Source organism: Paenibacillus agri, from assembly GCF_013359945.1.
GTDB classification, from domain to species: Bacteria; Bacillota; Bacilli; order Paenibacillales; family Paenibacillaceae; genus Paenibacillus_AQ; species Paenibacillus_AQ agri.
In genome coordinates, this window is record NZ_JABWCS010000212.1 from 53,298 (window position 1) to 66,069 (window position 12,772).

Genomic DNA, 12,772 nt, shown 5'->3' on the forward strand with positions numbered 1-12,772 from the left:
AATTCTTGATTTCTTACCAGGCACAAAACATTTATAATGAAAGCTTGAGAGAGGAGGGATGATTGTGGCGGTTATCCTTATCGCAGATGATGATGCCAATATCCGCAAGCTGATGTCTTTGTTTTTACGAAAAGAGGGTTTTGAGATCAAAGAGGCAAATGATGGTGCCAAAGCGCTGTCCATTGTGGAGAACTCTCGGGTGGATCTCGTTATTCTCGATATTATGATGCCAGGATTGGACGGCTGGGATCTGTGCAGGGAGATCCGGCGCCAGGATGCCAACCTCCCCCTCCTGATGGTGACAGCTAAAGCCGAATCCGCGCACAAAGTAAAGGGCTTTCAACTTGGCACAGATGACTATCTGAGCAAGCCATTTGATCCACTAGAGCTGGTTTTGCGGGTAAAAGCACTGCTTAAACGTTCGCTGGTGGTTACTTCCCAGACGGTGAAGGTCGGCAGTGTCGTTCTCAACCGCCGCACGTTTGAGGTCACTTGCGGAGACGAATTGGTCAATATGCCGCTTAAGGAGTTCGAGCTTCTGTTTCTGCTGGCGAGCCATCCCGGCCAAATTTTCACGAGGGAACAATTGATCCAGCAGATCTGGGGACTTAATTATGATGGAGACGGCCGGACCGTGGATGTACATATCAGCCGACTGAGAGAGAAGTTTACCACTATGGATGGACCCTTTCAAATTGAAACTGCCCGGGGTCTCGGTTACCGGCTGATGCTGCAGCCATGATCAAGACCCTGTATGTGCGTGTTATTATCACGTTCCTGGCCATTATTATATTCAGCCTGCTTTGCTCCTTTTTTATAGGTCTATATGTTTTTCAACAACAAATCAGTTACGAAGGTCAGAATGAAATGATCAGTGTGGGTAAAGAGATCATTCACCGCTATGATGACGCCAAGCCTGCCGATACGGATGAGTTCCTGCGGAGTATGGTTAAGGTTTCTGCCTATCCAATTCATCTGTTCAATCATTCCGGCGAGCATATCTTTTACGGACTTAAGGATAATCCGGCCGTAATCATTAAACCCGAAGCCGTTAAACAAGTGCTGCAAGGACAGTATTACCGCTCCACGACGGAAGATCATGATACGTTCATCGGGATGCCTTTTCTGTTAAAAGGGGAGTGGCAGGCGATGTTCCTGCAGTATTCCGCCGAGAATGAGAATATCATCAACCGGATGATGTTTTTTGTACTGCTGCTTGTCCTGCTGCTCGGAAGTCTCTGTATTCTCATCGCTGCCAGATATCTGGTGGAGCCGATCAAAGTGTTGACCCGGGCGACAAGAAGGCTGGCCAAGGGTGATTTTGAGGTAGAGCTAAAGGTCAACCGGGTAGACGAGATAGGGGAACTGACCCGAAGTTATGTAGAAATGGCCGGGGAGCTTAAGCAGTTGGAGCAGATGCGGCAAGATTTTGTATCTAATGTCTCGCATGAGATCCAGACCCCGCTTACCTCAATCTCCGGATTTGCCAAGGCTCTGCAAAGTCATGATCTGATCGTAGAAGAAGAGCGTAATGAATATCTTGAGATTATCATAGCGGAAAGTGGACGGTTGTCACGTCTTAGTGATAATTTGCTGAAGCTCGCTTCACTCGACTCTGAGCATCATCCCTTCAAGCCGATTTCCTTTCATCTTGATGAGCAGATTCGAACTATCGTTGTGACTTGTGAGCCGCAATGGTCGTCGAAGGGCATTCTCATTGATCTTGATTTACCGGAGGCTGTTACGATTGAAGCGGATGAAGATCAACTGAAGCAGGTCTGGATGAATCTGCTAAGCAATGGCATCAAGTTCACCCCTGAGGGTGGGAATATCCGTATTAGGATTGAAGCTGGTACAGCAGAAATAGCCGTTACCATAAGCGATAGCGGCATCGGGATCTCCCCGGAGGAATTCAGTGCTGTATTCCAAAGATTCTATAAGGTCGACAAGTCGCGGAACGGAAATAACAATGGCAACGGACTGGGGCTTGCGATCGTTAAGAAAATTGTAGCGCTGCATCAGGGAAACATCGAGGTAGATAGTGCAGTGGGAGAGGGCACGACGATCATCGTCAGATTGCCCCTCTCTGTGCCCGGTGTCAGTGGGAATGACGAACGCCGTGCATGATGAAATCCTTGAATTGCCGGTCGGTGGCCCGATCCTCTTCCGTAATCTGGCCTCCGCGCTGACGGGTAATGATCACAGCTTTTTGCAAATACATGAAATACAGGTGGGTGGACTTCAGCAGGATGTCTATCCACTTTGTTTTGTCTTCCGGTGTCACGGGCACCGTCTCCGGTTGTAAAAGCCTTGCAGACCAGCCCTGCATAGCTTTCTGGAAATCTGGCAACTCGGCCGGATTCTTGGAGAGGGTACTGTAGTAAACTCCGAAAATAGCATCGTAGTAGATCAGTGATTCGTTCTCTTCCCTAAGCGCCAAATATTTGTCCAGGATAATCTCTAGCGACTGCTCGGGGTGTTCAAAATTAAAGTCAAACAGCAGCTGCCCGAACATTCGCTGCAGATTCTCGACATAGATTTGGACAGCTAATTCTTCCTTATCCTTATAATGATGATACAAGGTGCGCCGGGAGATGCCGGCTTCTTCAGCAATCTGAGCCATATCGGTGCGCTCAATGCCTTGGGCATTGAACAGTGTCAGCGCCGCACCCTTGATCATCTCCCGCGTCATTTGCATCTGTTTTTCACGCAGCTTCATTAGCGTTTCTCTCCTGCCTCTTTCCAGAATACCTTCCTTCCAATCGTACTGGACTTCTTCCTATTTCTCAAGGAACCCGCTGCCGACCGAATATCGTTTCTGGTGGTTGACGGCATCACCCAGCCAGTTCAGTAGTTTGATCCCATCCTGTTCGGCCTGATAGAAGGTGTCCCGGGTGGCAAATGTATGCGGGGTGGTACCTTTTTCCTTATCCAGCCCGTAGTCGGTCAGGTAGTAGTAGTAATTCGGCAGGGATGCCGCCAGTGTACGGACAGAGGTCCGCATTTGCTGTGACCATGCATCTATATTCTGCTGATCGTGCGGACCTGAGTAATCATTGATTTTGTTCTGAAAGTGAATCAGGACCTCGTCATACAACGAATAAGACTGCAATAATACTGCATTGGCAGGTAAAAGATGGCCGTTTGCTGTAAAAGCCGCCCCGATGATATCCGGCTCAGCCTTATACCCAAAGGTTTTGGTGAAGTCTGCATGCCACTCCTGATCAACCACATTGGGCCATTTATCCGATTGCAGGAAAGAGCTGTCGGAATACTGATAAATCTCTGAGTCTTTATAATGGGAGGCGATTTCCTTTGCCCAGAAGGCGGAGCCGAACCCGCCCGCACTTTCGCCTGCGATCAGCAGCTTGCCCGGGTTGTCAACGTTGGCATAGATCCAGTCCAGACTGCTCCGTACATTGTTGCTCCCATTATAATGCATCGTGAAGGGAGTCCCGTCCTCTTTACTGTATTCAGCATTGTGGTTACCGATATGAAAATCACCAGTTGTATAAGGGAGGTAGACGATATTCCATCCATGAAAGGGATTGGCGGGATTACCGGTATCCATCATTCCTTGCAGCAGACTTAGCATATAGAAGGGGATATTGGGAAAATAATTACCTGTTTCTCCACCTGTTATAAAATTCATCAGCTTGATAGGGTGCGCGGCACTCTTGGCATCCCAACTTGCTCCACCCCCGGAGAAGAAGATAATCCAGTTATTATTCTCCCCTTTTTTATTCCATAGAAAATATTCTGAACCGTCACTGGAAATCACATTTCCGTCCAAGTTCATTTTATTCCACTTGTATGGCTTCACATCCGCAAGCTCGGGGATGGTTGTCGGCCGTTTGATCACGAAAGCGCTGATCATCACTACAGCAATCAAAATCAAACCCAGCAAGCTAACCCCAGTAAAGATTGTAATTTTGGCCAATTTTCTCATCTGCATCACTCCTCGAAATGAGTATACATTAAGATAATTGGTTACACAATGTGTGCAATGAAAACTACTAAATCTCCTTTATGCATTATTTTTGAATGCAACTGCGCCCTAATCACAACAAACAGCCGGGCAAGGTGGGGATTTCCTCGCTCCGGCTGTTGTGTCTTAGATTTTTTATTATGGACGGTTTAGCAGGTTCTGCACATCCTCTGCCACCTTCAGATTTGCGTTCAGACCCGTGTTAATCCAGTAATCCCGATCTACGCTGAACACATGACCGGCTTTGACGGCCTCAAGATTCTTCCACACGGATGTATCATAGATGGAGGCCAGCTGCTGGTTCTTCAGCGGATCGGCACCGTCTACTTGCATGAGGAAAATATAGTCGGCTTTCAATTCCGGCAGACTCTCGAGGGAGATATCCTTCCAGTCGTTGCCCTGTGCTCCCGGAGGCACCTCTAAGCCCAGACCATCATAGATGACCTTACCGCTATAGGTATTCTCCTGCATCAGCGAGAAGGACTTGTCCGAGATGAGCATGATGGCTGCACTCTTACCGGCTGTTTGGTTCTGGAGTGCGGACTTAATGTCTGCAATTTTGCTGTCGTATGCCTGAAGAGCTTCTTTGGCTTGTGTGGCCCGATTCAATAGATCGCCAAGGGTGAGAAGCGTCTTTCTCCAGTCTTTGGTCGCGTCCTGAAAGACATAGGTCGGAGCGACTTTCGCGTATTTATCATACGCTCCATCTTGTACCCGTACCGCGAACGGCACGATGAACAAGTCCGGTGTGAAGCTCAATACAGCTTCGGGGTCCAGGCTGACAAAGTCCAGCTTAGGTACATCCTGCAGTTGTGGCTGCAGATACTTCAGGAGCAAATCACCCGCTGACCACTGAGCGACTGGTTTGACGCCAAGGGCCAGCAGCGCGTCCTCCAGATAGGGGGCAACGATACGCTGAGGGTTGGCAGGTATGACCACGTTATTGCCCAAGTCGTCCTTGACCGTGCGGGGAGCGTTCTCCGTAGACGAATTGGTTGTTTCCGGGCTAGCTTCTGGTACCGCTGAGCTCGTAGCCTCTGTCTGCGCCGCGGTTTCCTTGGCTGCAGTAGAAGCAGGGTCTGTGTTGCTGCAGCCGTATAACGCCACAGACAAGAGTAGAACCACAGTGGCTAGCTGGAATTTTTTAATATAAAACATGCTTTCCCTCCTGAGACTGAGAATCAATATCACTCAAAACAGCATACCCGCTAACCCTGCCAACTGACCATAGTCAATGTTAGGAATTAGGATGGACGATCCAAGGAAAATAACTTGATTACTGCTCTGAGTATCCGCTCATGTCCCATCGCCGAGTAGTCGAACCACGGGTCCGGCTGGATCTGCTGTACCTGTCTATTGCGGACGGCTGTCATGTACTGCCATTCGGGCATTTGGGTAAGGTCTTGCCAAAGCGTTCTGGCTTGTGGATCGCTACCAATAGCTACAAGCAGGCGATCGGGATTAAGAGCAATCAGCTGCTCAATGGACAATATCTCGTAGGCAGGTTCGGCACTTTGCGAGTCGGGAAGCCTTAAGCCCAGGTCCCCGTAAAGCACAGCCCCTAGATTGCGACCGCCGAAGCGGTGGATTGACCCATTCAATATATGAATCGCCAGAATACTGCTGTCCCGAAGTCGCTCCTTCAGTTTGCTGCGGATCGTCGCCGCCTTGATCTCGTATTGAGTCAGCCAGCGCTCCGCTTGAACGGTCTCCCCGAGGAACTGGGCAACGATGAGTAAGTGTTGCCGCCAATCCTTCTCCCACCAAGGCACATAAAGTGTAGGAGCAATTCGTTCCAGTTCCCCCCGTCCAGCTTCGGGCAGCCAGTCACCCGCGATGATAAGATCTGGTCTGCCCGCCTGCAGTGCCTCCAGGTTGAAGAGCATATTATTCTCCATGGAAGGGTCCTTGAGGTGAACCGGAATTTGTTGCTCGTATTTGTGTTTATAGAAGAGGCAGAATTCCCGATCAAGTGGCGCCGCGTAGGGGATGTTCTGCAGTGCCAGCATTTGCCCGGTCATGGGATAGTGGAAGGCTGCGATCCGGTTGCGATCCCGCTCAGCATAGCGGGAGGGAGACATTCCCGTCGCTTGCTTGAATTGGCGGCTGAAATAGAACGGATCTTTATAACCGACCGTCTCTGCAATCTGATGGGCGGGCGCTTCAGTCTGCTCCATCAGCCGCTTGGCGGCATTGATCCGTACGGAGGTCAAATATTCTATCGGGCTTCTGCCGACAATTTTTTTGAACAACTCCAAATAGTAGGAAGGGCTGATGCCAGCCATTTCGGCAAGGCTTTTGACAGACATGACTTCTGCATAGTGACTCTCCATATACTCTCTGGTATGCTCCACTGCGGTCCTGGCATCGTGAACAGCTTGTCGGTCGATCCGGTACAGCTCATACAAAAGCTCTTGAAAGTATATCTGTCCACGGAATTGCAGCAGTGGATCATTCGCTTCGGATAGATCTACGACATGTTCACAAAGCCTTATATATGAGGCTGCCGCTGGAAGAGAAATGGACCACTTCACCGGTTTGTTTTCCTGCTCTATTAGAAAAAGGTAACCCTCCAGAGACGCCCCAGCAGATTGAAGCGAGTCGATACTTTGGGTATCTAGTACGGTAAAATAGGCTGTATTCCCTTGCCACCGGGAGGACTGGGATTTGGTAACGACAAGAAGCATGTCGACAGAAGGGTCTTGGGCTGGCAGGTTGCCCGTGGTTGCAGCCGGGTCGCCTTTTATTCTGGCAGCACGAAGCAATTTACGTAAGACGGGTGAATAATCAGGCTGTTTTTTCAAGTGAGGGCCCCCTTTCGAGATAAGCTACTAATGAATGATAATATTTCTCAATTAGCCTGTCAAAGTCGAAATTTTGTTGCCCTTGTGCGAAGTGGAATCTTCTTTCGATGAAGGGACTATGAATATATTAATTCCAATGGGAATACTGAAAATAATAATTGACATCCTTATGTCGCGATTATAATATTTCAATATAATATTAGATTATCACATGATAATAATATCGAGACTGACCTGACAAACGGAGGTCTCATTTTCCCTACGGTGGGGAGAGTGAGATCTTTTTGTTGTGTATAATTCCGATTATACAAATTAATTTAATGTATTTTGAATAGAAAGGCATGGTGATTGGATATGGGTGTGAAAGTGAATGCGGTGGAATTATTCAAAGAGGTCAGAGTACATACGCAGAAAGGCTTACGTCAGCAGAACAAAGGTGGAATATGAAAATAACTCGAGTAACGGCCAACTACTATTCCTGGCCCCGCACACGGGTGATTTCGAACGGTTCGCATACCTGGAGCGATGTGGTGCGCTGCGTACTCAAGATAGAGACGGATGAAGGCATCACCGGCTATGGCATTGGCAGCGCGTCAGATGGAGAGCGGCAGCTACGTGAAGCGTTCGCCGTACGTCTGATCGGGATGGACCCGCTGATGACGGAGCGAATCTGGTCGACGCTGTGGGACAGTAAACTGTACGGACGGCGGGGTCATGAGACCGCTGCATTGTCCTCTATTGATATGGCATTGTGGGACATTAAGAGCAAGTACGCCGGTCTGCCTTTGCACCGATTGCTTGGCGGCTACACGGACAAGATGCCTGTCTACATCGCCGGTGGCTACTATATGGACGGTGAGGGCATTACAGAATTGCAGCGAGAAATGTTGTCTTATGTTGAGCTGGGTGCACGTGCTGTAAAAATGAAAATTGGGCGCCTGACCATCCGCGAGGATGTCCAGCGTGTACGCGCTGTCCGCGAAGCCATAGGGCCGGACATTACCCTTATGGTGGATGCCAACGCCTCGTACCGTTATTTTGAGGCTATTCAGATAGCCAAACGTCTTGAAGAATACGATCTCTTCTGGCTCGAAGAGCCTGTAGCTCCCGACGATTATGCAGGGTATGAAAAGATTGCTGCGCGTACGAGCATCACACTGGCCGCGGGAGAGCAGGAATACACCAAATACGGCTTTCGGGACTTGATGGAGACCGGCGCAGTCGGCATTCTCCAGCCGGACGCCCGCTGGATGGGTGGAGTTACGGAGTTCAGGAAGGTGGCAGCTATGGCTGAGGCCAGTGGCCTAGCCATCTCGGCGCATGGCGATCACCAGATCAATCTGCCGCTGATGGCCTCGATCCCTTGCGGGATCTGGATGGAATATTATCCGGCTGCGTTCGATCCCATGCTGGCAAGCTTTTATACTGAAGGCGCCGTTCTGGATACGGATGGTTGTCTTCAAGTGCCGGAGGTTATCGGCAACGGGTGTACACCGGACGAGACCCGGCTTGCTCCTTATCGGTTGAAGCTGTGAGGTACTGACGTCTTTGGATATCTATAGGCACGATCGATCAAGATTGCAACAAGGAGGTAGATGACGCGTTACATAGAATGAGTGAATGTATGGGACTGGCATAGAATGGTTAAAATTACGCTTTTGGAGGGTGAGGAAATGAGCAAGACAGCGGCACACCGAGGTCATGAGATTGTCCGGGTGGAACCGATTTTGACCGATATGCATGCTTTTGTGGAGATTGAGACGGCAGGCGGCTTGGTCGGCGTCGGCGAGATAGGGGTATGGGCACATCTGGAGGCTGCGGCTACACTGGCAGAGAAGGCCGGACGTTACTTGATTGGGCAGAGTGCTGACCCGATTGAATATCACTGGCAAGCGTTAACAAGGTTTGGCAGCTATCATGGCTCCATTCTGATGGGGGTCGTCTCCGCGATTGATATCGCGCTATGGGATCTAAAGGGACAACGACTTGGGGTGCCTGTGCATGAGTTGCTGGGTGGAGCATTGCGCGACCGCGTCAGAGTGTACGGTCAGATCAGAGGAGCAAACCAGGAAGAAGTGATACATAATGTAACAGCGCTTAAGGCGGCAGGCTTCACCGCAGCAGGCCATCTGAATCCGTTCCTGGATGTCTCCTCGGACATTCCGCTGAACGCCACTTATGCCAAGCGGATGTCCTCGGCGCTGGGGGTGCTGCACGCTGTACGTGAAGCTGTAGGCGATGATCTTGACCTCGGTATCGAGTTACACCGCCGTTTATCGCCTGGAGAAGCGATCAGCTTCGCGCGGTCATTGGAATCCGTGCGACCGCTGTTCCTCGAAGATCCGATCCGGCCCGATTCCATAGAGGCCATGGCTGAGGTCCAGCGCGCGATCGGCGTGCCGATTGCCACTGGAGAGCGGATCTACTCGCTCCATGAGTTTCAACGGCTGCTTCAGGCAGGGGGTGCCCGCTATATCCGGCCCTGCATCGGATTATGCGGTGGCTTCACCGGACTGCGCAAGATTGCTGCGCTGGCGGAAGCTTACGATGTGCAAATTATTCCGCACAATCCGTTCTCACCGGTTATGCTAAACGCCAATCTGCATGCGGCAGCGGCGTTGCCGAATTTTCTAATCCTTGAATATCCGACGGCAAGCTATATTGACCATACCTTCGGCACGTCTCTGCGCGGCACCTCGATGGTTACTTCTGCTCCAACATTCGATGCCGGGTATGTGACCGTCCCCGTCTCACCAGGACTTGGCACGTCTCTTGCCCCGAATCTTAGGGCGGAACATCCTCCCAGAGAAATACCGATCAAGTTGCGTCATCATATCGACGGTTCGCTGGTGGAGCATTAGGATAGCGGTTAGGCAACCCATTAGCGGCGAAAGGAGGGTTGACCGTGGCATTAGGCTGGCATCCTGATCAAGTAAGATCAGCGTCTACATAGAAATCATTAAAATAACAAACAAAGTCTAGAAGCTATTTCCAAAGTGTAATTAACGGCATTTTTGTACCCTAAATACTTAGCAGCTAAGTGTTAATGGTAATTAAGTGCAATATTGTATGTTAAATCCTCTGCGTTGCCCCTTTCAGCTCTCTTTTTGGAAAATAAGATACAATAATGATCTTATTTCCTTTATCCACCTCTTTTTCGGAAATATAAGGTACAAAAATGTAGTTAGTTGAGGAGGCAGATCATTCTTCATTGTTAAGAAGACTGCATGAATCTTAAATTCACTTAATATAGACAGGTAAAGACCCATGAAGGGGATTGTCTGTCTTTGTCTTTTCACATAGAGACTTGACGGATGCATACCTGCTGTTTATGTTTAAGTCATTTGACGACGAACAGCGCCGGAACGGAGGAGGAAGCCCTACGTGAAATTACAGCAATTCAAATATGCAGTGGAGATTGCCGATAAAAGCTCTTTTAGTGAAGCCGCCAGAAGTCTGTTCATCTCCCAGCCCAGCCTCTCCAACGCTATTAAGGAACTGGAGGAGGAGATTAATCTCCCGATCTTCATCCGGACCCATAAAGGGGTGAGCGTGACGAAGGAGGGGGCGGAGTTCCTGAGCTATGCACGGCAGATGCTGGAGCATTATCAGCTCATGGAAGAGAAATATTTGCATTCCAAGCCGGCCAAGCAGCATTTTTCGGTATCTACCCAACACTTTACGTTCGCTATTAATGCATTTGTGAATCTGATCAAGGACTATGGCGCTGATGAATATGAATTCACGATTAGAGAGACGAAAACCTATGACATTATCGAGGATGTCAGAAGCCTCCGCAGCGAGATCGGGGTGCTATATATCAACACCTTCAACGCTCGTATCATCTTGAAGAATCTCAAAGAAAATGATCTGGTCTTCTCAGTGCTGTTCACTGCTCGGCCGCACATCTTTATCAGCACTCAGAACCCATTGGCCCAGCGGACAAGCGTTACGATTGAGGATTTGGAGGAGTACCCCTACTTATCCTTTGAGCAAGGCGACAATAATTCTTTTTACTTCTCGGAAGAGATTCTCAGCAATCTGGAGCGCAAAAAGAGCATTACAGTGACCGACCGGGCGGCGATTGTCAATCTACTTATTGGCCTAAACGCATACACGATTTCGACGGGGATTATTGGTGAGGAGATTCATGGCGATGATTTTATCGCGATTCCGTTGGAAGTGGATGAGGAGATACAGATTGGGACCATCAGGCATAAGAATATGAATCTGAGTCGTCTTGGTGAACGGTATTTGGAAGAGTTACAGCGCATGGTCAAAGACCTGGTGTAGCGCATGCAGAAAAGTTTAATGGCTACCGTTGCTTCAAGGTATAGCTTTTAGCTATGGATAACCATAGTAATTGGGATTTACCTTATATAGTAAAAGGCCGTCTATAATTTCTTGTACATGAGCCGCAGGCTGAAAGTTGTCTTTCGGATACTGAAGCTCGGGACGAGAAGGGATGGTACGGCATGAATAGGCAACATAGTGTAAAGGAGAAGAAGCTTGGCGTATGGACTCTCAGCGGTCTGATTATCGGCCCCATTCTGGGCTCGGGTATCCTGTTGTTACCCTCTACAATCTACGAACTGGTCGGGGAGTGGGCGATTGTTGCTTGGCTGATTATTATCGGGGTCAGTTTGCTGACGGCTTATATTTTCGGGGCGATCAGTATCCGTTATCCCGGCGATGCCGGTGTTGCCAATGCGGTGAACCGTGCGTTCGGGGGACAGATCAAGGTGCGTTCCTCCTTGTATTTGATTATGGGCGTGTCGGTCGGAGCGGCAGCTGTCTTACTGACAGCGAGTGAGTATTTGGCACAGCTTGGGTGGGGAGACCCTTTTTATATCGGATACGGTTTGACTGCGGTATGTGTGCTGCTGCTGTTTTGCAGAATTACTTTTGTCGGAAAAATATCGCTGCTGATGTCCACGGTCTCTGCCGTGGTTCTGTTCACAGGTTCAGCCGTGAGTCTGACCAATCATTCTAAGGTTTTCGCCATTACGGATGCCTTTCAGCCCCAGCCCTTCGGATATGCGGTGCTCATTCTCTTCTGGGCGGTCTTCGGGTGGGATATCATCGGGAATTACACGAACGAGGTGAAGGATATCCGCAAGACGACCAGCAGAGGAATGATTCTGAGCTTTATGGTTATTGCTGGTGTGTATCTGGTAGTGGCGGCGGCTATGCAGTGGAGTGACCCGGCCGGTGATGGGGGAGCACATTCCCTTGGAGGCATTATGTATCCGTTGTTTGGAGACCGAGGGCAGCAGATCATTGCCGGGCTTGGCGTCTTCCTCTGTGCCTCTACCTATCTGCTATACGTAGGAGGAATATCGCGGCTGACTGCTTCCTTGTTCAGAGACAGGATTTTGCCGGCTTTTCTTGGACAACGTACGAAGCATAACACCCCTTTTGCGGCTATTGGTGTCATCGGGTTGGTGAATGCAGCGGTTATTCTGTTTATGCAGCTTGGGGCTTATGATATTAGCGTGCTGGTTCTGGTCGCGAACAGCTTTCTGGGAATGAACGCGTTAATCGGGATTCTGGCAGGAATCAAGCTGCTGAAAAGCAGAGTGGTTGCTATATTGGGAACTATTCTGTCGCTATTCCTGATCGTCGTCATCGGGATGTATTCCTCCCGCAGCTTGCTGTTGATCATTAGTGTCCTCTGCGTCTTCTTCATCTACAGGGAGTGGAGGAGTAGGGGGATGCATTCTCAACACTAATTAGGGCTTGCTGAACGTTCAAAAACTCACTAAAAACCGCGTAATAACAAGGGATTTGGAACTTTAGTGTCGAAATCATATGCAAAGGAAAGCCCGGAAGTACGGCGAAAACTTTGCAGATGGAGTGACCGGCCGTACGATTCCTTACGTCGGAATTCCGATGGAAACGTTCCGTCATCATAACAAAATCTTGGCCAGCGTTTTTCAATGGATAAGCGATGGAGGGCATAAGGTCGATATTTTAGACG

General features: G+C 49.4%; 10 protein-coding genes. 6 read left to right on the top strand and 4 right to left on the bottom strand.

Annotated elements, in window-relative coordinates; all coding sequences use genetic code 11:
• Positions 1-64 precede the first annotated feature (64 nt).
• Together HPT30_RS16620 and HPT30_RS16625 are read left to right on the top strand one after the other, a co-directional pair.
• Positions 65-742: a response regulator transcription factor gene (locus HPT30_RS16620; protein ID WP_175372475.1), complete on the top strand. Its 678-nt coding sequence runs from the start codon at positions 65-67 to the stop codon at positions 740-742.
• Complete coding sequence (locus HPT30_RS16625) at positions 739-2,127, top strand: HAMP domain-containing sensor histidine kinase (RefSeq protein ID WP_175372476.1); 1,389 nt, start codon at positions 739-741, stop codon at positions 2,125-2,127. Before HPT30_RS16620 ends, HPT30_RS16625 begins: the two co-directional genes overlap by 4 nt.
• Here the strand turns inward: HPT30_RS16625 and HPT30_RS16630 are convergent.
• The 4 genes from HPT30_RS16630 to HPT30_RS16645 all read right to left on the bottom strand — a co-directional run bounded on the left by HPT30_RS16630 (position 2,099) and on the right by HPT30_RS16645 (position 6,792).
• Positions 2,099-2,719 carry a TetR/AcrR family transcriptional regulator gene (locus HPT30_RS16630; RefSeq protein WP_175372477.1) on the bottom strand — a complete coding sequence of 207 codons (621 nt, stop codon included), beginning with the start codon at positions 2,717-2,719 and terminating at the stop codon, positions 2,099-2,101. The two genes, HPT30_RS16625 and HPT30_RS16630, sit on opposite strands and share 29 nt — an antisense overlap.
• A gap of 60 nt (positions 2,720-2,779) precedes the next feature.
• Entirely contained in the window at positions 2,780-3,949 is a 1,170-nt protein-coding gene (locus HPT30_RS16635; RefSeq protein WP_246317186.1) for a pectin acetylesterase-family hydrolase, read from the bottom strand.
• A 177-nt stretch (positions 3,950-4,126) separates the two neighbouring features.
• Positions 4,127-5,146 (bottom strand): ABC transporter substrate-binding protein, encoded by a 1,020-nt coding sequence (locus HPT30_RS16640; protein WP_175372479.1) that lies wholly within the window; start codon positions 5,144-5,146, stop codon positions 4,127-4,129.
• A gap of 86 nt (positions 5,147-5,232) precedes the next feature.
• Positions 5,233-6,792 (bottom strand): helix-turn-helix domain-containing protein, encoded by a 1,560-nt coding sequence (locus HPT30_RS16645; protein WP_175372480.1) that lies wholly within the window; start codon positions 6,790-6,792, stop codon positions 5,233-5,235.
• A 443-nt stretch (positions 6,793-7,235) separates the two neighbouring features.
• Here HPT30_RS16645 and HPT30_RS16650 point away from each other — a divergent pair, with 443 nt between their 5' ends.
• The 4 genes from HPT30_RS16650 (at position 7,236) to HPT30_RS16665 (ending at position 12,524) form a co-directional block, all read left to right on the top strand.
• Positions 7,236-8,327 (top strand): mandelate racemase/muconate lactonizing enzyme family protein, encoded by a 1,092-nt coding sequence (locus HPT30_RS16650; RefSeq protein WP_175372481.1) that lies wholly within the window; start codon positions 7,236-7,238, stop codon positions 8,325-8,327.
• Positions 8,328-8,465: 138 nt separating this feature from the next.
• Positions 8,466-9,653, top strand: coding sequence for a mandelate racemase/muconate lactonizing enzyme family protein (locus HPT30_RS16655; RefSeq protein WP_175372482.1), 1,188 nt, complete (start codon positions 8,466-8,468; stop codon positions 9,651-9,653).
• A gap of 523 nt (positions 9,654-10,176) precedes the next feature.
• Complete coding sequence (locus HPT30_RS16660; RefSeq protein ID WP_175372483.1) at positions 10,177-11,085, top strand: LysR family transcriptional regulator; 909 nt, start codon at positions 10,177-10,179, stop codon at positions 11,083-11,085.
• Positions 11,086-11,267: 182 nt separating this feature from the next.
• Positions 11,268-12,524, top strand: coding sequence for an APC family permease (locus HPT30_RS16665; protein ID WP_175372484.1), 1,257 nt, complete (start codon positions 11,268-11,270; stop codon positions 12,522-12,524).
• The last annotated feature ends 248 nt before the right edge of the window (positions 12,525-12,772 follow it).